At 72.1% G+C, this 26,401-nt stretch carries 19 protein-coding genes and 1 riboswitch; of the genes, 9 read left to right on the forward strand and 10 right to left on the reverse strand.

From position 1 onward, the window contains the following. Positions 1–7 precede the first annotated feature (7 nt). Positions 8–328 carry a hypothetical protein gene (locus NQZ70_RS06910; protein ID WP_207217764.1) on the forward strand — a complete coding sequence of 107 codons (321 nt, stop codon included), beginning with the start codon at positions 8–10 and terminating at the stop codon, positions 326–328. Positions 329–513: 185 nt separating this feature from the next. Here NQZ70_RS06910 and NQZ70_RS06915 read toward each other — a convergent pair whose 3' ends face one another. Further along, positions 514–3,039, reverse strand: a complete 2,526-nt coding sequence (locus NQZ70_RS06915; RefSeq protein ID WP_129573508.1) for a catalase — start codon at positions 3,037–3,039, stop codon at positions 514–516. Between the two features lie 395 nt (positions 3,040–3,434). Between NQZ70_RS06915 and NQZ70_RS06920 the strand changes: the two genes are divergently transcribed. Further along, positions 3,435–4,814, forward strand: coding sequence for a cytochrome P450 (locus NQZ70_RS06920; protein ID WP_129573509.1), 1,380 nt, complete (start codon positions 3,435–3,437; stop codon positions 4,812–4,814). A gap of 89 nt (positions 4,815–4,903) precedes the next feature. Here NQZ70_RS06920 and NQZ70_RS06925 read toward each other — a convergent pair whose 3' ends face one another. Together NQZ70_RS06925 and NQZ70_RS06930 are read right to left on the reverse strand one after the other, a co-directional pair. After that, entirely contained in the window at positions 4,904–5,470 is a 567-nt protein-coding gene (locus NQZ70_RS06925; RefSeq protein WP_129573510.1) for a hypothetical protein, read from the reverse strand. Between the two features lie 421 nt (positions 5,471–5,891). Beyond that, a complete protein-coding gene (locus NQZ70_RS06930) occupies positions 5,892–6,512 on the reverse strand; it encodes a helix-turn-helix domain-containing protein (RefSeq protein WP_207217765.1) in 621 nt (206 codons plus the stop codon). 87 nt (positions 6,513–6,599) lie between these two features. On the opposite strand from NQZ70_RS06930, the gene NQZ70_RS06935 reads away from it, so the two are divergent. Next, on the forward strand, positions 6,600–7,169 hold the full coding sequence (locus NQZ70_RS06935; protein WP_129573511.1) for a dihydrofolate reductase family protein: 570 nt from the start codon (positions 6,600–6,602) through the stop codon (positions 7,167–7,169). 67 nt (positions 7,170–7,236) lie between these two features. Here the strand turns inward: NQZ70_RS06935 and NQZ70_RS06940 are convergent, their stop codons facing one another. Together NQZ70_RS06940 and NQZ70_RS06945 are read right to left on the reverse strand one after the other, a co-directional pair. Continuing rightward, positions 7,237–8,427 carry a DUF3500 domain-containing protein gene (locus NQZ70_RS06940; RefSeq protein ID WP_272828014.1) on the reverse strand — a complete coding sequence of 397 codons (1,191 nt, stop codon included), beginning with the start codon at positions 8,425–8,427 and terminating at the stop codon, positions 7,237–7,239. A 290-nt stretch (positions 8,428–8,717) separates the two neighbouring features. Then, positions 8,718–9,365 (reverse strand): endo-1,4-beta-xylanase, encoded by a 648-nt coding sequence (locus NQZ70_RS06945; RefSeq protein WP_129573513.1) that lies wholly within the window; start codon positions 9,363–9,365, stop codon positions 8,718–8,720. 902 nt (positions 9,366–10,267) lie between these two features. Here NQZ70_RS06945 and NQZ70_RS06950 point away from each other — a divergent pair. Next, a complete protein-coding gene (locus tag NQZ70_RS06950; RefSeq protein ID WP_129573514.1) occupies positions 10,268–11,572 on the forward strand; it encodes a serpin family protein in 1,305 nt (434 codons plus the stop codon). 107 nt (positions 11,573–11,679) lie between these two features. Here the strand turns inward: NQZ70_RS06950 and NQZ70_RS06955 are convergent, their stop codons facing one another. After that, entirely contained in the window at positions 11,680–12,528 is an 849-nt protein-coding gene (locus NQZ70_RS06955) for an SDR family NAD(P)-dependent oxidoreductase (RefSeq protein ID WP_129573515.1), read from the reverse strand. A gap of 359 nt (positions 12,529–12,887) precedes the next feature. On the opposite strand from NQZ70_RS06955, the gene NQZ70_RS06960 reads away from it, so the two are divergent. After that, positions 12,888–13,499: a TetR family transcriptional regulator gene (locus NQZ70_RS06960; protein ID WP_129573516.1), complete on the forward strand. Its 612-nt coding sequence runs from the start codon at positions 12,888–12,890 to the stop codon at positions 13,497–13,499. Between the two features lie 689 nt (positions 13,500–14,188). On the opposite strand, the gene NQZ70_RS06965 is transcribed toward NQZ70_RS06960, so the two are convergent. Further along, on the reverse strand, positions 14,189–15,148 hold the full coding sequence (locus NQZ70_RS06965) for a GlxA family transcriptional regulator (RefSeq protein WP_129581197.1): 960 nt from the start codon (positions 15,146–15,148) through the stop codon (positions 14,189–14,191). A 327-nt stretch (positions 15,149–15,475) separates the two neighbouring features. Here NQZ70_RS06965 and NQZ70_RS06970 point away from each other — a divergent pair, with 327 nt between their 5' ends. Beyond that, positions 15,476–16,213, forward strand: coding sequence for a DJ-1/PfpI family protein (locus tag NQZ70_RS06970; RefSeq protein WP_237245108.1), 738 nt, complete (start codon positions 15,476–15,478; stop codon positions 16,211–16,213). 45 nt (positions 16,214–16,258) lie between these two features. Here the strand turns inward: NQZ70_RS06970 and NQZ70_RS06975 are convergent, their stop codons facing one another. Next, positions 16,259–17,071, reverse strand: coding sequence for a haloacid dehalogenase type II (locus NQZ70_RS06975; RefSeq protein ID WP_237245109.1), 813 nt, complete (start codon positions 17,069–17,071; stop codon positions 16,259–16,261). Positions 17,072–17,343: 272 nt separating this feature from the next. Here NQZ70_RS06975 and NQZ70_RS06980 point away from each other — a divergent pair, with 272 nt between their 5' ends. Beyond that, complete coding sequence (locus tag NQZ70_RS06980; RefSeq protein WP_129573518.1) at positions 17,344–18,258, forward strand: LysR family transcriptional regulator; 915 nt, start codon at positions 17,344–17,346, stop codon at positions 18,256–18,258. Between the two features lie 12 nt (positions 18,259–18,270). On the opposite strand, the gene NQZ70_RS06985 is transcribed toward NQZ70_RS06980, so the two are convergent. Continuing rightward, positions 18,271–18,798: a hypothetical protein gene (locus tag NQZ70_RS06985; protein ID WP_129573519.1), complete on the reverse strand. Its 528-nt coding sequence runs from the start codon at positions 18,796–18,798 to the stop codon at positions 18,271–18,273. Positions 18,799–18,900: 102 nt separating this feature from the next. Beyond that, the gene (gene typA / locus NQZ70_RS06990; protein WP_129573520.1) at positions 18,901–20,787 is read right to left on the reverse strand and encodes a translational GTPase TypA; all 1,887 of its coding nucleotides are present in this window, start codon (positions 20,785–20,787) and stop codon (positions 18,901–18,903) included. 168 nt (positions 20,788–20,955) lie between these two features. Continuing rightward, positions 20,956–21,134: riboswitch (cobalamin riboswitch) on the forward strand. 247 nt (positions 21,135–21,381) lie between these two features. Here typA and NQZ70_RS06995 point away from each other — a divergent pair. Continuing rightward, entirely contained in the window at positions 21,382–23,505 is a 2,124-nt protein-coding gene (locus NQZ70_RS06995) for a TonB-dependent receptor (protein WP_129573521.1), read from the forward strand. Positions 23,506–23,656: 151 nt separating this feature from the next. Then, the gene (locus NQZ70_RS07000; protein ID WP_272828019.1) at positions 23,657–26,149 is read left to right on the forward strand and encodes a sensor histidine kinase; all 2,493 of its coding nucleotides are present in this window, start codon (positions 23,657–23,659) and stop codon (positions 26,147–26,149) included. The last annotated feature ends 252 nt before the right edge of the window (positions 26,150–26,401 follow it).

Genomic DNA, 26,401 nt, shown 5'->3' on the forward strand with positions numbered 1-26,401 from the left:
CACGGACATGGGACGCTTCAGTTGCCAGTGTGGCCACGTGTTCAGCGACGTCGGTTGCCCGAACGACAGCATGCACGTCATACGCGACCGAGACATGGACACCTATGGTCGTCACGTGTGGCGGACATACCAGCTCTGCGACGTCGAGCGAGGCGGCATGCTTCCCGAGCCCGGTACTCAGGAGTCCAAGGATTTCCATGAGAGCCTTTATGCCGAGCTCGATCTGGAGGGTGAGATGTGGGAGTGCCCGAAATGCGGACGCATCCACTGGCGACGGCCTGGCCACGATCGGTTCCAATCGTACGTGCCGGCGGACGGCGACGCATGACCCGCCCACGCGGCGGACCGGCGAGAGCGTTGCCTCGTCGTTCGTCGGCCGTCGTGCGCCGGCCGCTCATCGGCACAACGTTGGGCGGCGGCGTGCTGGCAGCCGTCACGGAGCCTTCTCAGCTCGCTCGTCCTTGCGCGAGGTCAGGTGGCGCCGAGGAGGTTCTTGGCGCGGGGCGACTCGGGTCAGACCGCCGGCGGCTCGGTCTGGCGTTGCCACGCGCGGTGCGTGGCGATCGCCTTGATGAACGCCGGGGCCGCCTCGGCCATCGCGTCGTCGGGCAGGACGAGCAGGCCCGGGTCGGCGCCCGCGGCCGCGGCGGCCTTGATGCCCGCGGCCGCGGCGAGCGACGCGGCCGACGCCGGGACGAGCAGCGGCTTGCAGTGGCGGTACTGGAGCTGGACGAACTCGACCGCGAGCCCGTCGCGCGAGAGCGCGTCCGCGCCCGCGCCGGGCGGCAGCGCCGCCGCGTCGAAGAGGACGCTCGGGGCGGCCTCGATCGTGACCTCGACCGGCAGCTCGTCGCCCTCGGCGGCGCGCACGACGCCGAGGCGCTGCCCGACGTAGCGGGGCACCGCGCCCTCCAGCAGCAGCGCGTCGTAGAGGGCGCCCGACGCCGCGGAGCTCACGCCGTCGGCGACGAGGATCGCGACGCGGCGGCCGAGGATGCGGCCGTCGCCGGGCCGGGCGAACAGCGACAGGGCCGGCGACACCGCGACCTCGGGGGCCTTGACGGGCGGCGCCGCCATCGAGAGCGGCTCGGGGAGCGGCATGCCGAGGTCGGCCGCGACGCGCGCGGCCAGCGCCTCGTCGACGTTCCGCAGCATCCGGACCATGCGCTCGCGGATGGCCTGCGTCTGCACGCGCGTCAGCTCGAAGCGGAAGGCGCGCGCGATGTGCTCGCGCTCGACGGGCGTCTGGCTCGCCCAGAACAGGCGCGCCTGCGTGTAGTGGTCCGCGAACTTCTCGGGGCTCGCGCGCAGCTTGTTCGGCTCGGTCGCGGCCTGCTGCGCCAGCAGCCGCTCGGCGACCGAGGCGAAGCCGCGCGCGCCGGCCTGGAACGGGCAGCCGCCGGCGAGCGAGTTGGGCTCGTAGCTCACCCGGCCGCGGTTGATCGCCTGGCGGTGGAACCCGTCGCGCTGGTTGTTGTGCACCTCGGCGATCGGCGCGTTGATCGGGATCTCGTGGAAGTTCGGCCCGCCGAGGCGCGAGAGCTGCGTGTCGAGGTACGAGAAGTTGCGGCCCTGCAGCAGCGGGTCGTTCGTGAAGTCGATGCCGGGGACGATGTGCTGCGTGCAGAACGCGACCTGCTCGGTCTCGGCGAAGAAGTTGTCGGGGTTGCGGTTCAAGACGAGCCGGCCGACGGTGCGCAGGGGCGCGAGCTCCTCCGGCACGATCTTTGTCGCGTCGAGCACGTCGAAGCTCCACGTCTCGGCCTCGGCCTCGGTGAACGTCTGGATCTGCAGGAGGTACTCGGGGAACGCGCCGCCCTCGATGGCCTCCCAGAGGTCGCGGCGGTGGAAGTCGGGGTCGGCGCCCGCGATCTTCACCGCCTCGTCCCAGTCGAGCGAGTGCGTGCCGAGCACGGGCGTCCAGTGGAACTTCACGAGCGTCGCCTCGCCCGCCGCGTTGACGAGCCGGAAGGTGTGCACGCCGAAGCCCTGCATCGTGCGGTAGCTGCGCGGGATCGCCCGGTCGCTCATCTGCCACAGGACCATGTGCATCGACTCGGGCATGAGCGAGATGAAGTCCCAGAAGGTGTCGTGCGCGCTCGAGGCCTGCGGCATCTGGTGGTGCGGCTCGGGCTTGACGGCGTGCACCACGTCCGGGAACTTCATCGCGTCCTGGATGAAGAAGACGGGGATGTTGTTGCCGACCAGGTCCCAGTTGCCCTCTTCGGTGTAGAACTTCACGGCGAAGCCGCGCACGTCGCGCACCGTGTCGGCGCTGCCGCGCTCGCCGGCCACGGTCGAGAAGCGCACGAAGACGGGCGTCCGCTTGCCGACCTTCGCGAAGGGCGCGGCCTTGGTGAGCGAGGTGATGTCTTCGGTGCACTCGAAGTAGCCGTGCGCGCCCGAGCCGCGCGCGTGCACCACGCGCTCGGGGATGCGCTCGTGGTCGAAGTGCGTGATCTTCTCGCGCAGGATGAAGTCTTCGAGCAGCGTCGGGCCGCGCAGCCCCGCGCGCAGCGAGTGCTGGTTATCCCCGACGGGGACGCCCTGATTCGTCGTCAGCGCCCGGCCGAGCGAGTCGACCCGGTGCTTTTGCAGCGGCCCCTGGTTCGGGTTCGCGCCGGGCGCCGCCTTGGCGCCGTTCTTCTCGGACTCGTTGCTCTCGGTGATCGTGCTCGCGGTCGCGTCGAGGTTCTCGGGCTTCGCTGTGGCACCCTGCGGCGGCTGTGGCACTTTGCCGCGCAGCGCGTACTCGGCTGGCTTGTTCACGTTCTCGGGGATTGCGGCGACGAGCGCCTCGGTGGCGTCGACCTTCGCGTCGAGGCGATCGGCGGCCGCGACGTTGCGCACCCCGGCGTCGTCGCTGCTGGTCCCGCTGCCGAGCGCGGTCGCCGCGCGCTCGAGGAGGCTGCGTTTCGGCCGTGCCGCCCGTGGCTTCGCGGACGGGCCGCCCATCGATTGTTTCGCGCTGCCCGCGCCTTTCTCGGCCGGCGCCGGATCTTTGGATGATGACTTCGCAGGATCTTTGCGATCGGTCATGAGATGGCCTCCTGGGGGGACCGGGGCTTCAGCAAAGAGCGCACCAACGGTCGAGAGGCGTGCGGGCGACCGAGGCGCGGCGGGGCCCGTTGCGGCGCTCCGGCTGGCTCGCTGCGGACTCGCCCACGTTCCGTCTTCCGTCTTCCGTCTCCCGTCTTCCGTGCTCGTCACTTCGTGCGCGTGCGCGCGAACTCCGGAGAATCGCGCACGAGCACGAGGGACGAGGGACGAGAGACGAGAGACGAGCACGAGAGACATCCACATCAACTCCGAGCGAAAACTATGCTGGCTCTCTTCCTCGGTCTGCTCCCCTCGCTCCCCGCGCGCGCTCCGCCCCGCGATCCCGGCGCCCAGTCCGCGCCAGCGCGATGGTACAAGACGAGCTCACACCCGCCATGAGCACCGCCCGCCTCCTCTCCTCCACCGCCCTCCCGCTCCAGCGGGGCCAGAACCCCCTCGCCCGCCGCGTCGAGACCCGGCATGGCTTCCCCGTCCTCCCCGGCGGCTTCCCGGTCGTGGGCCACATGCCGGCGATCGCCGTCGACGAGCTCGGCCTGCTCCGCGAGGGCCAGCGCCGCTTCGGCTCCCTCTTCTTCTGGACCCACGGCTTCCAGGCCTGGCAGCTCGTCTACGCCTCGAACGAGGCCTTCTCGCTCTTCAAGAACAAGACCGTCGACTCCTCGTACCTGACCGAAGGCGGGGTCGGCCACCTCTTCGGCCAGACGCTGATGGCCCACGACGGCGCCTCCCACCGCCACATCCGCACCGCCATGAACGGGCCCTTCTCGCCGAAGGGGCTCGACGCCGCGGAGGTCGGCGCGATCGTCGCGACCAGCGTCGAGCGCAAGGTCCGCTCCTGGCTCGGCCGGCGCGACGTCCTGGTGCTGCGCGAGACCCGCGAGCTGGCCCTGGAGGTGATGTTCAAGATCACCGGCGTCGAGGACGACGAGCTCCCCGAGTGGCGCCGCCACTACGAGGATCTGATGCTCCTCATCCTCAACCTGCCCTTCGACGTGCCGGGCTCGCCGAGGCGCCGCGGCCTCCGCGCCCGCGGCTGGCTCGACGCGCGCATCCGCCGGATCCTCGCCGACGTGCGCGCCCGCGGCGAGGCGAAGGGGCTCCTGCCCGCGCTGCTGGAGGCGCGCGACGAGGACGGCGCGCCGCTCTCGGAGCACGATCTCGTGGGCAACCTCCGCCTGCTCCTCCTCGCCGGCCACGAGACCTCGGCCTCGACCATGGCCTGGTGCGTCGCCCACCTCGCCGAGAGCCCCGCGATCTGGCGCGCGCTCCGCGAGGAGGCGTCGAGCGCGCCGGATCTCCCCCGCTCGCCCGCGGAGCTCCGCCGCTTCCCCTTCGCAGAGGCCGTGTTCCGCGAGGCGCTCCGCCTCCACCCGCCGGTGCCCCACGACGCCCGCCGCGCCGTCGCCGATTTCGAGCTCGAAGGCCGCACCGTCCCCCGGGGGACCAGCGTGGCGATCCCGCTGGTCCTGCTCTCGCGCGATCCCCAGCTCTACCCGGATCCGGACAGCTACCGCCCCGAGCGCTGGCTCGGCCGCAAGGAGGCGATCTCGCCGCTCGAGATCGCCCAGTTCGGCGGCGGCGCGCACTTCTGCCTCGGCTATCACCTCGCCTGGATGGAGATCGTCCAGTTCCTCGTCGCGCTCGGGCGGGCGCTCCCGGCCTCGGGCCCCAGGCTCCAGGGCGGATTCCCGGCCTCGCGCTACCTCCCGGTGCTCCGGCCCGCGGCGGGCACGCGCGTCCGCTTCGACGGCTGAAGCACCGCCGGGCGCACGCTCACAGGCCGGGAGCTCTCGAGCTCACCCCCTCGTGGGCGAGCGCCGAAGCCAGCCTCTCGCTCGGAGTTTCACTCGCTTTCTACGCAGATGGCATCACCGAGCTCGCGAGAGTCGGTCGCGCGGACGCCGCAACCATAACCTGCACCGTCAATGGAGCCCCCTCCACCGATCCTCGCGATCCCCCAGTACCCGACGTGAGTGCATATCTCCTCCGAGTAGGCGGAGACGGTGGCGAAATCCACGTGCTCGAAGCCTTCGAGGCACTGCTCTCCGCCTCTCACCACCGCGAAGGTGGTCCCGTCGATGTCAAAGAGCTCGTAGTTGGGTTTGCAGAGCGTGTATTCCAGCTCGCGGGTATCGTCAGCATGCTGCTGGCAGTTGTTCCACGGGCCATCGATCGAAGAGCCGCCTGCGATACGAAAGACTCCTGAATAGGGGAGCTCATCGCAGCGGGCGACAAACGTCCAGAAGGCGTCGACCGCGGTCAACGGCGTGTATCCTGCGGGGCAGCCTTCTCCTTCGTAGACTCCGAACTCCACCGCCTGAGCTTCGGCGGGTGCGCTCAGCGAGATGCCTCCGGCGACAAGGCTGCAGATCAGGGCGCGCATGGGCGTCATGTGAGAGATGTGTTTCATTCGTTTTGCCAATGTGTTGGTATGGTAGTTTATGTCTTCGGGCCAAGCGCGTGTTCGGGTGCATGGATTCATGGGTGCACCTTCGTCACGCCGCAAGAGGATGGCGGCAGGGGCCGCCGGAGCAGGAGGCCCGGAGGCGGGCGAACGAAGCCCGCCCCGCAACCGCTCAAGGCTCACGTCCAGAGTATGCGGTGCTACCAGGAGCAGTGCCAGGCGGCGATATGGAACGGCGGCGTTCGAGGAGTGGAACGAGGCGACATCCCGCTGTTCGCACCGAGCTGCATCTTTATGATAGGCGCGTCGGCTCGGTCGAGCGACGGCCACGGCCTGGCCATCGGCATGAGGCAATAGCGACGAGCCGCTCGGCTTCGACCGCGCGACGGAGCTCGACGTCAGACCGGCTCTGCCCTCGCCGGGGCGCTCAGGCGGGCGCGGGGCGCGCGAACGCGCCGAGGAAGCGCGTCGCGAGGGCGGTGTCGCCGGCGATCTCGACCCCGCGCGGCTCGTGTCCAGCGAAGACGACGGCGCGGAGCGTGCGCGCGGTCGTGGTGATCGTCGCGTCGGGCGCCTCCGGCTCGCCGCGCGCCACCGACAGGGCGCCGCGCGCGATCTCGACCGAGAACGGCTCGCCGTCGAGGACGACCGCGAGCCTCCCGCGCGAGAGCGCGCCGGGGTCGAACGTGGTGCGGAGCGCGATCATCAGCGCGCTCGGGCTGAGCTCGCCCCGCGGCAGAGGGACGGCCCGACTTCCCCACCGGGCCAGCGACACGAGCACCGGCTCGAGCTCGCGCCCCCGGGGCGTGAGCTCGTAGACCGTCGCCGCGACCGGCGGCGCGAGCGCGCGCCGCTGCACCACGCCGGCGTCCTCGAGCTCCCGCAGCCGCTGCGACAGCACGTTGGGGCTGGCGGAAGGGAGCCCGGCGCGCAGATCGGTGAAGCGCCGCGGTCCGAGGAGGAGCTCGCGCACGACGAGGAGCGCCCACCGCTCTCCCACGCGGTCGAGAGCGCGCGCGATCCCGCACGGATCCAGGTAGCTACGCATGGGGTCCACGATGGAGTTTGACTTCAGGACCGTCCAGTCCTAATTTAGGACTAAGATCTTCCAACGAGGTCGCGCGAGGAGGCTGGGATGAGAAGGCTGACGGTGTTCGAGAACGTCTCGCTGGACGGCTACTTCGTCGATGCGCGAGGCGACATGAGCTGGGCCCACGCGTCCGCCGCGGGTGATCCCGAGTGGGCGCGCTTCACCTCCGAGAACGCGAAGGGCGGCCGGGGCACGCTGCTCTTCGGCCGCAAGACCTACGAGCTCATGGCGGGCTTCTGGACCACCGAGACCGCGCGCCAGCAGATGCCCGAGGTCGTCGAGGGCATGGCCCGGCTGGAGAAGGTCGTCGCCTCGCGCACGCTCGAGCAGGTCGGCTGGACGAACGCCTCCCTGCTCCGCGGCGACCTGGTGGAGCGGGTCGCCGCGATGAAGCAGGGCAGCGGCGAGCCGATCCTGGTGATGGGGAGCGGCACGATCGTGGCGCAGCTCGCGCGGGCCGGGCTCATCGACGGCTACACGTTCGTCATCGTGCCGATCCTGCTCGGCGGCGGCCGCACCCTCTTCGAAGGCCTCGACCGCGCCATCGCGCTCCGCCGCGTCTCGGAGCGCACCTTCGCGAACGGCAACATCGTCGCGACCTACGAGCCGAGGTGACGCGCGCGCCGAAGGGTCACGCGCGCCACGGCGCGGTGACTCGGCATCCTAGAGTCGTGTCAGAGCGCTAGGGCCGACCGCGGGCGGGGGCGCCGTGGCCCTCCTGGAGGTGCCGCGCGAGCAGGCTGTCGCCGAAGTCGTCCTGCAGGTCGCGGAACACGGTGTGGATGTGATCGCCGCCGCGGTTGTCGTACTCGATGAGGTGGGTGGGGCCGTGGATCCGGTAATAATGCGACTGCTTCGGTGAGGCGCTGCCCGCCCAGGCGAAGTGCAGGCGCTCCACGCCGGCGCGCGCGATGCGGTCGAGGTGCCCGTCGGCGACGTCGGCCGGGAAGTTGCGGGCATAGGCCTCCAGCAGGCGCAGCAGCGCGGCGCGCTGGGCCGGGGTCATCTCGGCCGCTGGCAGGCCCTCGAAGCCTGCCAGCGCGGCCCGACGGGAGGCCTCGGTCACGAGGTCGGGCGGCGCCGTGGCGGCGATCACGGCGCGCTGGCGCTGCGCGGGGGTGAGGGAGGCCAGGAACGCGCGGCCGAGGTCCTCCTCGACCGCGAGCACGCGCAGGCCCTTCCGGGGCCCCGAGGGCACCTCGGCGGGGTTGGCGCCCAGGAACGCCGGGGTGGTGGCCACGCCGCCGCCTGCGGAGGTGAAGTTGAGCGAGACGTGGTGTCCCTCGAAGCGAAAGCCCCACGGGGCCTCGGGCCCGGGCTGGCCGAAGAGGGCGAGGTGGTAACGGCCCGGGTCGCGGAACGCCGGGTTGCCCTCGATGCCCCCGAGGATGCCCTCGAGCAGGAGGACGCCCTCCACCTTGCGATACCCCTCCGGGCTGAGGCCGGCCCGGAGCAGCGCGTGCGCCGCGCTGCGCTCGCCGCCGTCCATGTCGCCGAGCGCGAGGCCGGCGCGGCGGCGCGGGACGTAATGCCAGTCCTCGCGTTCGCCGCTCCGGAACGCGAGCAGCGCCCGGCCGCGCGCCTCGCCGTCGAGGCCGTCCAGGAAGGCGCGCGCGGAGGCCGCGATCGCCTCGGCCGTGGCGCGCCCCGCAGCGCCGCCCGGCGGAGGCGCGGCGCCAGGCGGCCCGCGGGCGCCGGCGGCCCGGGCGGGGAGGGCAGGGGGCCCTGCTCGGCGGCCTGCTGGGCCGTCGCGGACGGGCCGCCCGGCGCGGCCGCGGGCTCGCCGGGCAGGGCTTCCTGGGGTCGCACGCTGTTGCAGGAGGTCGTCGTCACGAGCACGAGGGTAGCCCCGATCCGCGAGCCCGGCCCGCACGGGCGGGAGCAGCGCGACCGGAGCGCGCGCGGAGCTGCGCCGGCCCGCGCGATCGTGCCGTCGCCCGGGCAGGCGAGGCGATGTCCCGCTGCGTCCACGCCCGCGGCGCGCCCGGCGATGCTCCGCATGCGCGCAGCCTAGCAGGTCGGCAGCGCAGAGCGCGCCCGCGCCGGATGCCACGGCGGTGCGCGGCGAAGGCACGAGCTCGCGGGCTGGCCGCGAGCGTCGATGTGTGGGTCGACCTCGGAGGGCTTCGCGCGGGCTGAGCTGCCCCGCGCCCTCGCGGCGGCTCAGAAATCCACCACGGCGTCGTAGGCCGGCTTCGGGTCGTGGTCGACGTCGAAGAGCAGGGGGAAGTCCTTGCGCCCCGAGCTGAACTCGGACAGCCAGGTGTTGTCGTCCGCGATGCCCCAGAAGGTGACGCCCGTGATGACGGACCGGTACTTCCGGAACAGCTCGAAGAACTCCCCGTAGCGCGCGGCTTGCTTGGCCTTCAGCGCGTCGGTGAAGGTCGCGGTCGTGTAGAACGTGCTCGGGTTGTACGTCACGCCGGGGATGTACAGCGAGATGTCGAGCTCGGTGACCTGCACCTCCAGGCCGAGCGACGAATGCAGCTCGATGGCCTCTTCCATGTTGGCCACGTGCTGGTAATAGGCCTGGTTCGTGGTCACCGTCGAGGGCTCGATGTTGAGGTGAGCCTGCAGCCCGACGCCGTGGACCGGCACGCCCTGCTCGAGCAACCCTTTGAGCATCTTGTAGATGCCCTGCTGCTTGGCGGGGAGGTAGTTGTAGAAGTCGTTGTAGAACAGCTTGGCGTCCGGATCGGCGGCGTGCGCGGACTTGAAGGCCTCCGCGATATAGCTCTCGCCGATGATCTCGTACCAGCGGCTCCGCTGTCCATCTGCGAGGTTGCCCGTGCGGTACGCGCCATCCTCCATCGAAGTGCGTCTTCAGCAGCGAGGCGTGCGTCATGTACGACTGCGAATCCACCGCTGCCCCGATCGGGAAGTAGTTCTTGTACCTGTCTGCCAGTTTGTTGCGGTCGCCGTCCGGCGGGCCGCCACCGCCGGCGCCGCCCGCGCCGCCGTCGCCGCCCACGCCTGCGGAGGTCGCGTCGGCCATTGCGCTGCCTCCGCCCTCGTTCGTCTGACCACCGCTGCCCGCCGCGTTGCCGCCAGCGCTCGCGGTGCTCGCGGATGTTCCTCCCGTCTGAGCCGTGCTCGTGGTGCCGCCGGCGGCGCCGTCCGCTGCAGGATCGTCGGGACCCGACGTTGACGAGTCGCACGACCAGAGCAGGCAGGTGAGCAGCCCAATCGAAATCAGATTCTTGCGCATCGGCGTGATCCCTCGAGCGCGGACCATACCCAAGCTCTGAGCCGCCAGGCGAGCGTGGCTTTTGTCGTTTCGGCCGAGCAGCGCGCAGCCAGCGCACGAGCCAGCTAGGTACAGCAAAACGTTACGACGGCGGCGGCGGGGAGAGGGAAATCCCGCGGCCCGCCGGCACATCGCCCCGCCCGATCTCCACGGCCGCCACCATGGAGACCGCGAGCTCCGCGTCCTCTCCCGCGGCTGCCCGGAGCACGGGGCGCGCCTCCACGGCCGGGCCGGCGTGGCGCCGCGCCGAGGGGGAGCGCGTCGCCCGCGCCCTCCGCGTGGAGCAGCGCGGGAGCTGCGCCACAGTGGGCCAACTCTGCCTCATCGATCGCGCCCGCCGCTCCGCTGCGCTGCTGGCCAGCGGAGCTGCGCCATCCACGGGTGCCCTGGGTCGGCGGGGAGTCGGTGTCACGGGCCGCGGCGCTCCTCGCGCCGCCCTGGCACAACACCTGCTCTGCCGGGTCGCATGCGCAAGCTCCAGGTCCTTTCAGCCCTCCTCCCACTGTCCCTGATCTTCGCCGGCTGCGTCTCCGACAGAACCGAACCGGAGCCACAGTCAGCGTGCAGCGACCGAGGCGCACCGCCGTGCGTCGCCGCCTCCGACAAAGAGCGGATCCACGACCCTCAGGTCTCGGACGTCGAGCGCGACGACCTCGCCGACGGCAACACGAGGTTCGCGCTCGACCTCTATCACGAGCTCGGCGCCCAGCCGGGCAACCTCTTCTACTCGCCGTACAGCATCTCGAGCGCGCTGGCGATGACGTACGCGGGAGCGCGCACCGAGACGGAAGAGCAGATGGCGAGCACGCTGCACTTCACGACGCTGTCCCAGGAGCGGCTGCACCCGACGTTCAACGTCCTCAACGGGGTGCTCGAGAGCCGCGGCGAGGGGTCGAGCGGGGCGGGCCGCGGCAAGTTCCAGCTCAACATCGCCAATGCGCTCTGGGGTCAGATAGGCCATCCGTTCCTGCCCTCGTTCCTCGACGTGCTCGCGGAGCACTACGGGGCGGGGATGACCCTCCTCGATTTCGCGGGGGCGGCCGAGGCGTCGCGGGAGATCATCAATGACTGGGTGGCCGAGCGCACCGAGGACCGGATCAAGGACCTTCTACAGGCGAACGACGTCCAGAGCACCACGCGGCTCGTGTTGACGAACGCGATCTATTTCAACGCGGCGTGGAAGTTCCCCTTTGACGAGGACGCGACGGCGCCGGGCGACTTCACGCTGGCGGACGGCTCCAAGGCGTCCGTGCCGATGATGACCAACACGGCGCACATGCGGTATCACGAGGACGACGGGTACCAGGCGGTCGAGGTGCCGTACCAGGAAGACCGCCTGTCGATGGTGCTCGTGCTGCCATCGGACCTCGGCGAGTTCGAGGCGGGCTTCGATTTCTCGGCGCTCAGCACCCTCCTCGTCTTCCGAGAGACGCGGAACGTCACCATCACGTTGCCGAAGTTCAGGGTGGAGTCGCGGTTCGATCTCATCCCGCCCCTCAAGGAGCTGGGGATGACCGCCCCGTTCTCCAACGCGGATTTCTCGGGGATCGACGGGACGCGAAACCTGTCCATCAGCGCCGTGGTCCACAAGGCGTTCGTCGACGTGAACGAGGCCGGCACGGAGGCCGCGGCGGCGACGGCGGTGGCGCTCGACGAGAGCGCGCCCGAGACCGCGGCCATCCGCTTCGATCGACCGTTCGTCTTCTTCATCCGGGACAACGACGCCCGCACGATCCTGTTCGTGGGCCGCGTGGCCAACCCGTCCACGTGAGCGCTGCGAGCCCGCGCGGGAGCGAGGCGCTCGCGGAAGCGCGCGCGGGTTCGAGGGCGGCCTGGCGGCCGGAGCGCAGGTCGCCGCCCCCTGACGAAGCGGGCGCATCAGCTGGCGGCGAACTCCCGCTCGTGGATGGAGCGCACCTTCTCCAGCACCCTCGGACCATGCTCCAGGAACGGGAGATCCATCGCGCGGTCCTTTCTCAAGTAGACGCCCGAGCGCTCCCGGTGCGCGCCGAACGCCCCCTCGTACAGCCGCGAGGCGCCCTGGGTCGGCGGCGGGAAGAAGAGCCTCATCAGCGTCTTCACGAAGAACGGCAGCCCCGACCGCTTCCCCTTCCTCAGCGTGTTGTTGGCCCCTGGATCCACGCTCCGGATCTTGATCCCGTCCTCCTCGAGCAGCGGCGCCACCTCACGCGTCCAGAGGGAGAGCGCGAGCTTGGACGTCGCGTATGGGCCGAAGAGCTGCTTGAACGACGCCGGGCGCTCCAGGGCGTCGGGGTCGAAGCGCCTCGTCATGTCGAACGCGTTCGAGGAGGTGTTCACGACCGTCTTCAAGGCCCCCCTCCGCAGCAGCTCCCTGAGCTCCATCGCGATGACGTACGGCGCCACCGTCTGGAGCTCGAAGTGCAGCTCGCGACCTTGCCTGGAGAAGGTCAGCTCCGGGACGCTGCCGCCGGCGTTGTTGAACAGCACATCGATCCTCTCCTCGCTCGCCTTGATCGCGCCGAGCGCGCGCCTGAGGCTCTCGAAATCGGACAGATCTGCCGTGTGGACACGGAGCCTCCGGCGCTCGAGGCTCTCCCGGAGCAGCGGATCGCCCTCGGGGAACCCCGAGCGGTTCAGCGCGACGACCTGAAAGCTTTCCGACAGCAGGCGGCGCGTGAGCTCGAGGCCGATACCGTGGCTTGCGCCCGTGATGAGCGCGACCTTGTCGTGTTCCGTGGTGTTCATCGTTGCTCCTGTGAGGGCCGCCTCCCCGCGCGCTCTTCGGCGGACAACGACCGTGGACGCGCCGATCGCCCGAGCCGACCGGCGCGCGTACGGAAAGGTCGTTGGCCGCAGCAAAGCGGCCTCCGGCGATGCGCCCCGCGCGCGACGGCCCATGCGCGCGACGGTCGCGCGGAGGCCGCGGCGCCGCTCAAAGCGGCGGCGATGGATGGACTCCGTACCCGTGAAGGCGCGCTCCCTCGCCCGAAATCGCGCGAAATCGCTGGAGGTCGGCGGGGAGCCGCGACAGGAGGAAGAATGTGCTACTGAGTAGCATTTGTCAAGGAGAGGCACCCCGATCCTGCGTGTGGTAGGCTGGCGCCATGGCGGAGGGCCAGGCCCCGGGGCTCCGAGAGCGCAAGAAGGAGCGGACGCGCGCGCAGATCATCGAGACCGCGATCGACCTCTTCCTGAAACATGGGTACGAGCAGACGACGCTCGACGAGGTGCTCGGAGCGGTCGAGATCTCGCGGAGGACGTTCTTCCGCTACTTCGAGTCGAAGGAAGACCTGCTCATCGCCTGGATGGACCAGCTCATCGAGGTGGCGTGCGCGTCGATCCGCGCGCGCCCTCGGAGCGAGGCGCCGGTCGTCGCGACGCGCAACGCGATCCGGGATACCGTCGGCCGGCTCTACGAGGGGAACGTGCCGCGCTTCGTCGCGGTCCAGCAGTTCGTCGCGAAGACGCCGGCCATCCGCGCGAGGCAGAGCGAGCGGCTCGGCCATTGCGCGGAGGCCATCTGCGAGCCGCTGGCCGCGCGCATGGGCCTGGATCCGCAGCGCGACCTCGCGCCGCGGGTGCTGGCGAGCTGCGCGATCGCCATCATGCAGTGCGCGATCGATGCGTGGCTCGCGCGCGGCGCGACGGAGGATCTCCTCGAGCTCGTGGACGAGGGCTTCCGGGCGCTCGCGCGCGAGCACGAGCGCGCCCGGTAGGGTCCGCGCGGCGGCGTCCGTCCGGATTGAGGAACGAGCGCGCGAACACCTCGAATGGCATCGGGTGCGCCTCCGGGGCGAGGCGCGGCCCGGCGAGGTATTCCTTCGGGCAAGAGAGACCACCGACGGCCAGACGTCTGACCGCGTGTGCGGCCAGTCGCGGGGATCGGCTACTGGGTACAGAGGCAGCGCGTACAGCCGGACCACCGGCAAACCCCGGTGCCCGGGCCGTCGCACCTGGCGTCGCAATCGCTGTCCTTGACGCACTCCCAACATGCCGCGGGCTGCGCCTCTTCTGCGGCGGGGGCCTCCGTGGCCGCCGCCGCAGGCGCGCCGGCGGCGCACACCCAGAGACCCACGCCGGAAAGCAAAATCACGGAGGCCAGAGCCCGTCGAACCATCCTCATCATCGTGAGTTCCTTTCGCTCGCGCCTCGCCAGGCAAGGCCCAGAAGGAGGAGGCGCTCCGCGCAGCTTACAGATCCGCTGTCCCCCGGCCACTCCTATTCTCCAATGAATTGTTAAGAACTATGTTGATCCATCGGTATCGGAGAAATCGATCCTCCTCGCCACCGCCGCGGCCGGCGTACCTCCACGGGAGTGCATGACAGCCTCCGTCGAGGCTGCTGCGCAGGTCGGAGCCCGGCCACGCCTCCTGCGCTCGAGTCCGCCGCTCCCCGCGGCGTCGGCTCACGATCGCCCGAAGCGCCGCCGGTACTCCTCCGGCGTGACCTGGAGCGTGCGCTGGAATGCGCGCCGCATCCGCTCGTCCGTGCCGAAGCCGCAGTCGCGCGCGAGCTGCTTGATCGACGCTCGCCCCCCCTCCAGGCAGGAGCGCGCCTGCTCCAGCCGCGCCGCCTCGACGAACTTCGCGGGCGTCGTCTGCAGCGTCCTCGTGAAGGTCCGCGCGAAATTGCGGGGGCTCATCCCGGCCCTCTCGGCCAGCACCTCGACGCGCAGGTCGGCGTCGAGGTGCCGCAGGGCCCACGCGATCACGCGCCCGAGCGGCCCCGCGGCGGCCTCCTGCGCGCGGAGCGGGCAGCTGAACTGCGACTGTCCGCCAGGGCGCTTGAGGAACACCACCATGCCGCGCGCCACCTCGAGCGCCACGTCGTACCCGAGATCCTCCTCCACCAGCGAGAGCGCGAGATCGATGCTCGCTGTCGTGCCCGCAGAGGTGTAGATCTTCCCGGACCGCACGAAGATCGCGTCGGGATCGACCTCGACGGCGGGAAACTGGCGCGCGAGCGCGGCCGCCTCGCGCCAGTGCGTGGCGGCGCGGTGCCCCGCGAGCAGCCCAGCGGCGGCGAGGATGAAGGCGCCCGTGCAGACGGCGCCCATGCGCCGCACCTCGGGCGTCGCCGCGCGCAGCCAGTTGAGCAGCCCGGCGTCTCGCATCGCCTCGCGGGGATCGCCCCCCGCGACCAGCACCGTATCGGCGCCGCGGGCCACGTCCTCGAGCGCCCTGTGGGCGACGATCTGCGCCCCGGAGAGCGTCCGGATCACGCCGCCCGACACCCCGGCGATCTCGACGGCGTACGCCGGGGGCGCGCCAGGGCACCTCGAGGCGGCGCACGCCGAGGCCAAGGCGAAGACATCGACGGGTCCCATCACGTCGATGGCGCCCGCGCCGTCGTAGGCCACGACCACGATCCTGCGCGTCGGCGCATGCGGGCTCGGGCTCGGCGAGCCCCGCGGAGCGCGCTTCGAGGGGCGGGGCCGCTTCACGCGGCGACGGTACCCGCTGCGCACCCGACCGCAACGACAAAGCGCCCGCATTTCCTGCCAGGCCTCCGCCGAGGCCGGAGCCGAGGGCGCCGCGCCGCGGGCCCGGCTCGCGGCGCGGCGCGTGGCAGAAAATGCAGGCGCTCTGTCCCTCTGCCATCCCGCGCGGGGCGCATGCTCACGCGCACCGCTCGCCGAAGCGCGCGCCCTCCTCGCGCCCTGGCGCGAGACCAGAACAGAAAGGATTCCTCGATGAGCGTTCATGACGATGCCTCGTTCACCTTGCCCCTGAGCCTCCCCGTAGAGCGCAAGCTCCAGGTGGCGCTCTTCGTCTGCCCCGGCTTCTTCCTGCCCGACAACATCGGTCTTCAGACGGTGTTCGGCGTCCTGCCCAACGTGGACCTCCACCTCGTCTGGAAGAACAGGGACGAGATCGCGGGCGTCCCGCGCTTCACGACGCGGGCCACGACCACCTTCGGCGAATGCCCGAAGGCGCTCGACGTCCTCCATGTTCCGGCGCTTCCGCCCCACGTCATGGAGGACAAAGAATCGCTCGCGTTCCTCGCAGAATACGGCGGCCGCGCGGCGTGGTTGTCCGGCGTCTGCGCGGGCGCCCTGATGCTGGGCGCCGCGGGCCTGCTCAAGGGCTACCGGGCCACCACGAACTTTCACCTGCACGACCAGCTCGCCTACTACGGCGCGATCCCCACCAAGGGGAACGTGGTGGAAGACCGGAATCGGCTCACCTCAGGGCCGGTGTCCGGCGGATTCGATCTGGCGCTGCGCCTGATCGGGCGCCTGTGCGGCGACGAGGTCGCCAGGGAGTGCGAGCTGGAGATGGAATACGCACCGGAGCCGCCCTATGGCACGGGCAGCCCCGAGCTCGCCGGGCCAGAGCGGACGGCGAGGTCGCTTCAGAGGATGGCGCCGATCATCGAGGAGATGCGCCAGGTCGGCATCCGCGCCTCGCGGCGGCTGGAGATCGCCTGAGCCGCGCTGCGGGCCACGCCCCTCCGCGATGGCGCTCGGCGGCGGTCACGCCCCCGCCGTGACGAACTCGACCAGATCGTTCAGGCTCGCTCCCGCGGCGTCGGCGCTCACGCCCAGCTCCTCGGCCGGCAGGCTCAGGCGGTTGACCCAGAACGTTGGATAGCCGAACCAGCGGGCGCCCGCGGCGTCCCAGCCGGCGAACGGGACGAACAGGATCTCCTCGCGCTCGAGGCCGAGCGCGTCGAGCGCCATCCGGTACGCGCGCGGATCCGGCTTGTAGGTCCTCGCCAGGTCGGTGCTGAGCACGCGATCGAACAGGCCTCCCAGGCCGGAGCGCTCGATCGCGGCGCCGAGCATCCTCGGCGTGAAGTTGGACAGGAACGAGAGCCGGAGGCCCGCGCGCCTCAGCGATGCGAGCGCGGGGAGCGCGTCCGGCCACGCCTCGAGCTCGAGGTACGCCCCGAGGAGCCGCGCCCGCCTCGCCTCGCCGAGATCGAGCCGCAGCGCCCGCTCGGCGAACGCCAGCGCGTCCGCCGTCACCTGCCAGAAATCGGCGTACTCGCGGGCCGCGACCCGGAGCCACGTGTACTCGAATTGACGGGTGCGCCAGGCCTCGCTCAGCAAGGCGCCCTTGCCCGGACAGAGCTCCTCCGCCAGCGCGGCGATCGGCCGCGGATCGAAGATCGGAAAGGCGTCGAAGGCGAGGGCCTTGATCTTCCGGCCCGCCGCCGGCCGCGGCGGCGCCGGCCCGCGCTCCGCGGCGCACGAGGCGGTCACGGCCAGCGGGGCCGAGCCCAGGAGGCCTGTCGCGGCCGTCCCGGCCACGCGGTGGAGAAACGTACGACGACTCGAATGCATGGTGGCCTCGATCGGGTCATCCGACATGAAATGGGTGAGACCGCGCGGACGTGCGAGGCGCGCGGACGCGCGAGACGCGCGCGGCGTCACGCAACACGCAAAAGAGCTCACGCAGAGAGAGCGCGAGCGCTGCGCCAGAGACGAGCGCGCGAATGCGTGGAGAGAGCATGCACCCTCCGCCGTTGCCCGCACATCCGCCATCGCCGTATACTCGCCATGCATCTGTGCATGGCGCGGGGCGCTCTCGCGCAGCAGCGCCCCGCGCGAAGACCATGCTCGACTGGGACGATCTGCGCTATTTCCTCGCCGTCGCCCGGCACGGCAACCTCTCGGCCGCCGCGCGCGCGCTGAAGGTCACCCAGCCGACCGTGGGGCGGCGCATCGAAGCGTTCGAGCGGCGCCTCGGGGCGAAGCTCTTCCGGCGCTCGCCGTCGGGGTTCGCGCTCTCGGCCGCGGGCGAGAGCGTGCTCGGCCACGCCGAGCGCATGGAGCAGGGCGCGCTCGCCGCCGAGCGCGCCGCCGCCGGACGCGACGCCGGCCTGACCGGCCACCTCCGCGTCACCGCGTCCGAGTGGCTCGCGGCCCGCGTCCTCGGGCCGCTGCTCGCCCCGTTCCTCGCGCGTCACCCCGGCATCTCCGTCGAGCTCGTCGCGGATGCGCGCTGGCTGAGCCTCCCGCGGCGGGAGGCGGACATCGCCTTTCGCCCCGCCGCGTTCGAGCACCGCGAGGTCTTCCAGCGCGAGGTCGCGCGCATCGGGTTCGGCCTCTACGCGTCGGAGGCCTACCTTGCCGAGCGCGGCCTGCCGGACTTCGACCGGCAGTGCGAGGGCCACGCCCTCGTCACGATGAGCGACGAGCCGCCGGCGGTCGCCGACCTCGCGTGGCTGCGCGCCGTCGCCGCGAAGGCCCGCGTCGCCGCCCGCACGAACGGCCGCGAGGCCCAGGCGACGATGGGGGCCGCCGGGGTCGGGCTCGTGTGCCTGCCGCGCTACCTGGGCGACGCGACGTCGGGCCTGCGCCTGCTCTCGCCGCCGTCGCCGCCGCCCGAGCGCACGCTGTGGCTCGGGGTGCACCGCGACACGCGCGCGGTGCCGCGCGTGAAGGCGCTCGTCGCGTTCGTCACCGACGCCCTCGGGCCGCTGCGAGGCGCCCTCCGGCCGGGCGCGCGGCCGCGCCAGGGCCGGTGACGTCGCCCGCCGTTACCGGCCCTGGCTGAGCTGACAGGCCCGCTGATCTTCGTAAAACGGGGCGCAGTCCACCTGGACGAAGTCGGCGTCGCACGCCGGGTCGCTGGAGGCCATGCACGCGAACAGCGGATCGAGCCACGCCGAGATCTGCTCGCAGCGCGTGACCGACGGGATCTGGACGATCCCGCCCATGCAGTCGAAGAACGGCGCGGTCAGGTCGTTGCAAGGGCGCGGCACCGAGAGCAGCTCGGCGCAGGCGTCGCGACAGCCGGGGTCCGGGCAGGCGGTGCCGTCGAACAGGGCGCAGAAGAAATCGCACGAGGCCCGCGCTCCGCCGCCCGAGCCCGCTGCGCTGGAGCTCGCCGACTGCGGGCCCGCGCCGACGCTCGCGCGCCCGCTCGACGTCGCGCTGGCGCCGGCGCCCCCGGAGCCGTCGTCGCCCCCCGGGGAGCCGTCGACCACGACGCTCCCGCCGCAGGCGCTCGCCCCCGCGAGGGCGACGAGCGAAGCGAGGAGCGCCGGAAGCAGCGTCGTTCTCATGCCGGGGAGTCTACACCGGTCCACACCGGCGCGGGCAGGGGCGGGGGGCGCTCGCCGGGCGCGCGCTCGCCGGGCGCGCGCTCGCCGGGCGCCCCCCGCCGCTCACTCCACGGCCTGCGCCTGCTCGATCGCGTCCTCGCGGCGCTCCCGGCGGTTGCACGCGAGCACCTTCTTGCGGACGCGCACCGCGTCGGGCGTGACCTCGACGAGCTCGTCGCCGTCGATCCACTCCATCGCCGTCTCGATCGTGAGCAGCCGCGGGCTGGCCAGGAGGACGTTCTCGTCCTTGCCGTGGTTGCGCACGTTCGACAGCTTCTTCTCCTTGATCACGTTGACGTCGGTGTCGTTCGGCCGGTTGTGCTCGCCGACGATCATCCCCTCGTAGACCTCGACGCCGGGGACGATGAAGAACGTCCCGCGCGGCTGGAGGTGGTGCAGCGCGTACGGGGTCGCCACGCCGGCGCGATCGGCGACGATGGCGCCGGTCGGGCGGCGCATCATCGGGCCGCCCCAGGGCGCCCAGCCGTCGAACATCGTGTTGAGCAGGCCCGTCCCGCGCGTCGCCGTCAGGAACTCGCCCCGGAAGCCGATGAGCCCGCGCGACGGCACCCGGAACTCGAGGCGGGCGCGCCCGAAGCCGGGGTTCGTCATCTTCACCATCCGGCCGCGCCGGGTGCTGAGGCGCTCGGTCACCACGCCGACGTAGGTGTCGGGCACGTCCACGACCACGAGCTCGACCGGCTCCATCACCTCGCTGTTGATCTCGCGCGTCACGACCTCGGGGTTCGAGAGCTGCATCTCGTAGCCCTCGCGCCGCATCGTCTCCACGAGGATCGCGAGCTGGAGCTCGCCGCGGCCGAGCACCACGAACGTGTCGGGCACCTCGGTCGGCTCCACCCGGATCGCGAGGTTCTTCATCGCCTCGCGCTCGAGCCGCTCCTTCAGGTGACGGCTCGTCAGGAACTTCGACTGCTTGCTCTTGCCGGCGAAGGTCGACGTGTTGACGCCGATCTTCATCTTGATCGTCGGCTCCTCGACCACGATCCGCGGCAGCGACTCGGGGGTCGCCGGGTCCGCGATCGTGTCGCCGATGGTGACCGAGTCGAGCCCCGCGATGGCGACCACCTCGCCCGCGGCGGCGCTCTCGACCGCGACCCGCTTCAGCCCCTCGTAGGCGTAGAGCATCTTCACGTAGCCGCGCGACTGCCCGCCCTCGCCGAGGAGCGCGACGTCGGCGCCGGACCGGGCGGTGCCCCGGACCACGCGGCCGACCGCGAGCCGGCCCACGTAGTCGTCGTGGGTCGTGTTGCAGACGATGACCTGGAGCGGCCCGTCGGGGTCGCCGGAGGGGCCGGGCACCCGCTCGAGGATGGTCTCGAAGAGCGGCTCCAGGTCCTTGGCTTCGTGCTCGAGCTCGCGCTTCGCCTGGCCGAGCTTCCCGATCGCGTAGAGCGTCGCGAAGTCCATCTGCCCGTCGCTCGCCTCGAGATCGCAGAAGAGGTCGAACACCTCGGAGAGCACCTCGTGGGCGCGCGCGTCGCTCCGGTCGATCTTGTTGATGACCACGATGACCGGGAAGCCGCGCTGGAGGCACTTCGAGAGCACGAACCGCGTCTGCGGCAGCGGGCCCTCGGCGGCGTCGACGAGGAGCAGCGCCCCGTCGGCCATCATCAGGGTGCGCTCGACCTCGCCGCCGAAGTCGGAGTGGCCGGGCGTGTCGACGATGTTGATCTTGACCCCGCGGTACCGGATGCTCGTGTTCTTCGCGAGGATGGTGATGCCGCGCTCCCGCTCGAGATCGTTCGAGTCCATGACGCGCTCGGCCACGACCTCGTTCTCTCGGAAGGCGCCCGCCTGGCGGAGCATGTGATCGACGAGCGTGGTCTTCCCGTGGTCGACGTGGGCGACGATGGCGATGTTGCGGAGGTCGTTACGCGGCATATACGGCGGCGGCCGTGTAGCACGCGACCCACGGAGGAGCGAGCCCATCCTCGCCAGAGCCCGAACGTTCGGCCGGCGCGCGGACGTCGCGCGGCGAGCGCTCTCGTTCAGGTGGCGCGCGCGAGGCGGGCGCATGGCGAGGGACGCGCGCGGAGCGGGCGAGGTGAGCGGGAGCGATTGACAGCCGGAGGTGCATCCTCCTAGGGTGCGCGCCGCGCTGGTGCCTGGGCGCTCGCTCAGGCTGAATAGGGAACCCGGTGAGATTCCGGGGCTGCCCCGCAGCGGTAAGCGAGAACGACCTCCACCCCACGCACTGGCCCGATGAGGGCTGGGAAGCGGTGGACAGTAGGAAGCCGGCGCGGCCGGAGCGCTCGCGAGCCCGAAGACCTGCCCGCGCCCGGCGACGGGGACACATCCGACGCCGGTTCGACCTGGGAGCCTCGAGGGAGGCGGTGAGGTCCGAGCCGGTGCAGCCCTGCGCACGTCCCGGATCCCGAGCCGCCCCCCGCGTTGCCTTTCGGTCGCCCGCGGGGGCGAGAGGTCGGTCCAGGGCATCGCGCCGTGGGCGACCTTTTCCTCCTCCCGGAGCTCGATGCGAGCGGCCCGGCGCCGCTCCGCGCGATTGCGCGAAGGAGGACATGAATGCTGCGCGAGAACGTCACGAAGGGCCACGGACACCGTCATCGACTCCATCGGATCGCCGCGCTGGCGATCTCGCTGTTCGCCGCGCCGCCAGCGCGCGCCCAGGAAGAGCCCATCGAGGTCACGGTGCACGCGGAGAAGCCGGGCAGCGAGGCCGCCTCGCGCGTCTCGGTCGGGCACCGCGAGCTCGAGCTCAGGCCGCGGCTCCGGCCGGGCGACATCCTCGAGTCGGTCCCCGGGCTCTTCGCCGTGCAGCACGCCGGCGGCGGCAAGGCGAACCAGTACTTCCTGCGCGGCTTCGACGCCGACCACGGGACCGACGTCGCGTTCTTCGTCGACGGGGTGCCCGTCAACCTGGTCAGCCACGGCCACGGGCACGGCTTCACCGACCTCTACTTCATGATCCCGGAGCTCGTGATCGGGCTCGACGGCTACAAGGGGCCCTATTACGCGAACATCGGCGATTTCGGCACGGCGGGCGCCGTCAACCTCCGCTTCGCCGAGAAGCTCGACGAGAGCACCGCGCAGCTCAGCGTGGGGCAGTACGGCATCCTGCGCGGCCTCGTGATCGCCTCGCCGGAGCTCGGCGACGAATGGCGCGCGGTGGCCGCGGCGGAGGTCTACCGGAACGACGGGCCGTTCCAGAGCCCGGAGCGGCTCAAGCGCTTCAACGTCTTCCTGAGGGCGACGCGCGACCTCGGCAGCACCGGCAAGGTCCAGGCGACGTGGATGTCCTACGGCTCGACCTGGTACGGCTCCGGCCAGATCCCGGCGCGCGCCGTGTGCGGCGAGGGGGAGCAGGGCGGTCTGAACCCGCCGCCCTCCGCCTTCGGGCAGCCGTGCATCGATCACTTCGGCGCCGTCGATCCGACCGAGGGCGGGTCGACCGCGCGGCACATGGCGTCGGTCTCCGCCTCGACCGCGTGGCGGGACGCCGACCTGAGCGCGATGGCTTACTTCCTCCGCTATCGCTTCACGCTGTACTCGAATTTCACGTTCTTCGCCGAGGATCCGGTCCACGGCGATCAGATCGAGCAGAACGACGACCGCACGGTGCTGGGCGCCGACTTCCGGTTCCGCAAGCAGATCGAGCACCGCGGGGCGAGGTTCACGACCTCGCTCGGCGCGCAGATCCGCGCCGACGCGATCGACAAGTCGCTCCACCACGACGAGGCGCGCGAGCGGCTCGAGGAGCGGGATCGGACCCACGTCGACGAGGGCCAGATCGGCGTGTACGTCGAGCAGGACGCCCGGCTCCGGCGCTGGCTCCGCCTCGTGCTCGGCGTGCGCGGGCAGTGGATCGACGTCAACGTGGACGACCTGCGCGAGGACCTCGAGGGGACGGGGAACCGGTCGAGCGGCGCGCGGGGGCAGATGCAGCTGCTCCCGAAGCTCTCGGCGATCGTCTCGCCGGCCGTCGGGCTCGATCTCTTCGCCCACTACGGGCGCGGCTTCCACTCGAACGACGCCCGGGGCGCGGTGCTGGGCCAGGGGGCGGCGACGCTGATCACCCCGGCGAAGGGCTACGAGGTCGGCGCGAGGGTCGCGCCCGTGCGCGGCCTCTCGCTCAGCGCGGCCGGGTTCCTGCTCGACCTCGACTCCGAGCTGGTCTGGAGCGGCGACGCCGGCGTGACCGAGGCGTCGGGGGAGACGCGGCGTTATGGGATCGAGATGGGCGCGCGCTACCGGCTCGGGAGCTGGCTCTTCGCCGACGTGGACGCGACCTTCACCCGCGCGCGCTTCCGCGCGAACGCCGGCAACGGGAGCGCGGTCGCGCTCGCGCCGACCCGGACGCTGACCGCGGGCATCGGCGTGCGCAGGGCGTTCGGCGCCTTCACGCCGTTCGCGGCGCTCCGGGTGAAGGCGATCGGCGCGCGGCCCGCGACCGAGGACGAGTCGCTCACCGCCGAGGGGTTCACGGTGGTCGACGCGAACGCGGGGCTCCGGTGGAGGAACGTCGAGGCGGCCGTGGACATCCAGAACCTGTTCGACGCGACGTGGCGCGAGGTCCAGTTCGCGAGCGACTCGCGGCTGCCGTACGAGCCGGCCGCGGTCACGGGGATCCACTACTCGCCGGGGTGGCCGTTCACGGCGATCGGGCGGGCGACGCTGTACTGGGAGTAGCCCGGGGGCCAAGAGCGTCGGCCGTCGTTCCTCGCCTTCCGTCATCCGTGTTCCGTCAAGCGCCAGCGCACGATCCTCCGCCGGCGCCGCGCCCGCGCCGCCGGCCGCCGTTGCGAAGCCGCGCGCCCTGGGCTTCCATGCCGCCGGCCCCGTGAGCACCCCGCCGCCCCCCAAGCTCCGCGCGCCGCTCACCCCGCGCGCCCGCGCCGAGCTCGTCGCGACCGGCTGGGAGCTGTTCTCGGCCCTCCTGTTCCTCTCCGCCGTCGTCCCCGCGGCCCTCACCACGCCCTGGCCGGCGATCCTCCTGCTCGCCTCGATGGCCCTCTCGGCCGCGCTCTCGGGCGCGCTCGTCCGCCGCGGCGACCGCGGCTTCGCCATCGCCGCGGCGATCCGCACCCTCTCGTGGCCCCTCGCCGTCTCGCCGCTCGCCCTCCGCGGCCCCCCCGCGGGGCCGCCCTCGTGGCCCGGCCCGCTCGGGATCGGCCATGCGACGCCGCCGTCGTGGCTCGGCCTCCTGGTCACGGCCGTCGCCTTCGGCGTCATGGCCGGCGGCATGCGCCTCGCCATCCACCGCAGCCTGCTCCGCGCCGACGCGGCCGACGGCGGCGCCTCCGAGGCCGCCTCGGCGCGCGCCCTCGCCGCGGCGCTCCGGCCGCGCCTCGCCGAGTCGGCCACGGCCGCCGGCATCGTCGGCGGCCACGTCATGCTGCTCTTCTGCGTCGCGTTCCTCCGCACCCAGAGCCAGGTCGTGTTCCAGGCGTGGTTCGAGGTCGTCCCCCTCCTCGCGCTCTCCGGCACCCTCGGCTTCACCTTCGCCGTGCGCCCCGCCACGCACGCGATCGTCGCCGCCCTCCGGGCCGGCCCGTCCGGCGACCGCGCCCTGCTCGCCCGCGGCCTCGCCCGCGCCGAGCGGCTCCCCGACGTCCTCGCCTCCCTGAACTTCGCGCTCTGGCTCGGGTGCACCGCGATCGGCATCGCCTATGTCCGCCCCGGCGCCACCTTCCGCCCCGGCGCCCCCTTCAGCGCCGCCGACGCGCTCATGCAGCTCGGCTTCGGCGCGCTCTTCGCCTTCGGCGTCTCGTTCTACCAGCGCGCGTGGCACAGAGACTCCGTCGCGCGGGCCGTCGACCTCCTGCGCGCGTGGACCGGCGCGCCCGAGCGCGGCGGCGCGCCCCCGACGCCCCTCCGGCGGCGCATGCTGCGCGACTTCGGGCTGCCGCTCCTGTTCACCGGGCTCCTCTCGCTCTTCTCCTCCATCGGCCTCTACCGCGCGCTCGCGACCGGCTCGTCGTTCAACGAGGACTTCAACGCCATCACCGCGCTCTTCGCCTCGTTCTCCCTCCTCGTGCTCGCCGCCCTCGGCGTCGTCGCGCGGGCGGCGCGCGAGCTCTCGCGGCCGATGGCGCAGCTCGCCCGCGCCGCCGACGAGGTCGCGCGCGGCGAGCTCGGCGCCGCCGTGCCGCGGCTGTCCGGGCCGAAGGAGGTCGTTGGCCTCGGCGAGAGCGTCGAGCGCATGCGGCAGGCGCTGTCCCGGACGATCGACGAGCTCGAGGGCGAGCGCGCCGGCCTCGAGGAGAACGTCGCCGCGCGCACCGCGGAGCTCACGCGCGCCCTCTCCGAGCTGAAGCGGACGCAGGCCGCGCTCATCCAGGGCGAGCGGCTCGCCTCCATCGGCGAGCTCGTCGCCGGCGTCGCGCACGAGATCTATAACCCCCTGAACGCCATCGCCGGCGCCGCCCAGCCGATCGAGGAGCTCGCCGCGGAGCTCCGCGCCGTACTCGACGCCTACCGCGCCGCCGAGCGCGAGCTCCCGGACGACCGCCGCCGCGCCCTCGAGGCGCTGCGCGAGCAGCTCCAGACCGAGGCGGCGCTCGAGGACCTCGTCGGCATCTCCACCCTCGTCCACCGCGCGGTCGAGCGCAGCGTCCGCATCGTCGCCAACCTGAAGAGCTTCTCGCGCGTCTCCGGCGAGCCGCTGCCCGTCGATCTGCACGCCGGGCTCGAGGAGACGCTGCTCCTGCTCGGCCCGCGGCTCCGCCAGGCGCGCATCGAGGTGGTCCGGCGCTACGGCGACCTGCCGCCCGTCACCTGCCGGAGCGGAGAGATCAACCAGGTCTTCATGAACCTCCTCGTCAACGCCATCCAGGCGCTGGAGGAGGCGAGCGCCGCGCCGCCGGCGCCGGTCGGGGCGGAGGCGGCGGAGGGCGCCGGCGGCGCGGCGGAGGGCCCGCCCGGCGCGCCGGTGATCTGCGTCGAGACCTGGATCGACGAGGACATGGCGGCCGTCGCGATCTCCGACAGCGGCCCCGGCGTGCCGCCCGACCTCGCGCAGCGCATCTTCGATCCGTTCTTCACCACGAAGCCGCGAGGGCACGGGACCGGCCTCGGGCTCTCCATCTCGACGGACATCGTCCGGCGGCACGGCGGCACGCTCGCCCTCGCCCCCGCGGACGGCCGCGCTGGAGATCTGCGCTGCGGCGCGCCCGCCGGGGCGCGCTTCGTCTGTCGCCTGCCCCTCGATCCTCGCCCGGGGAGCGCCCGCCCGCAAGGCGATGCGCCCCCGCCTGCACGGCCGTCCTCGGGCGGCGGCTCGGCCCCGCGGACCGCGGAGGCGCGCCCCGCTCCGCGGACAGCGGAGGCTTGAACCAGCGCGCAATCGGCGCCGGTCTCCCACCCCACCTCCACGCGGAGCGCGCTCCAGATTCCTCCGCACCCGACCGCGGCCCCGTAGACCGGCTGTTTCAAACCGGATACGTTCAGCGAGCGATCCGACTCACCGCACAGCGCAATAAGGCCCCTGAGAGACGCGAACGGCTCTCCGGGGAGCGCTGAGGAGAAACGAAGGCACCATGGAGCGCGCGATTCAGCGACCGGCAGGTCCCAAGGCTTCGAGCAC

It is taken from the genome of Sorangium sp. So ce836, from assembly GCF_028553905.1.
GTDB lineage: Bacteria > Myxococcota_A > Polyangia > Polyangiales > Polyangiaceae > Sorangium > Sorangium cellulosum_D.